The organism is Vibrio sp. 10N.222.55.C6, assembly GCF_041473395.1.
Lineage (GTDB): Bacteria > Pseudomonadota > Gammaproteobacteria > Enterobacterales > Vibrionaceae > Vibrio > Vibrio crassostreae_C.
In genome coordinates, this window is record NZ_JBFRSD010000248.1 from 1 (window position 1) to 507 (window position 507).

1 protein-coding gene is annotated in these 507 nt (G+C 46.4%); it reads right to left on the reverse strand.

Going from position 1 to position 507, the window contains the following annotated elements:
* Window positions 1–507, reverse strand: a 507-nt coding sequence (locus AB4486_RS23500) for an SGNH/GDSL hydrolase family protein (protein WP_372118968.1), incomplete at both ends; no start/stop codon positions are given.

Below are 507 nucleotides of genomic sequence, written 5' to 3' on the forward strand. Positions count from 1 at the left end.
CGCCAAGATGTGGTCAGCAATGTATTTATGAGTAGCCGTCGTTGGGTGTGTCACGCCCCAAAATACATAGCTGTCTGAACCATAGGTGGCACAGTCATTGGTTAAGCTATGGCTTCGTAAGTAGTCCGCGGCTGAGCTTCTATTTAGGTCAAGACAAGCGTCGCTCGCATTTCTAAAGCCATGCTGTTCAGGGTTATCAGTAATGCTGGCGAACAACGCACTTGCATCGAACAACACCACGTTTTTACCCATACTTTGGTAATACTCAGCCTGCGCTTTAATGAATTGGTTGAACTCTAAGATCTTTCCTCGGACTTTGATGATCTCTTGCTCGGTTGAATATTTGAATTGCGGTGCTTTGGTCGCATCAGGCAATGTGAACAGTAAGATATTACTCGCCCCAGACTCGGTTAGTCGTATCAAGGCGCTGCTGAAGTCGGCTTTCACATCGGCGATTTCTCGATCGTAATTCATAAAGTCATTGAGCCCAAACTCGAGCGTAAACAG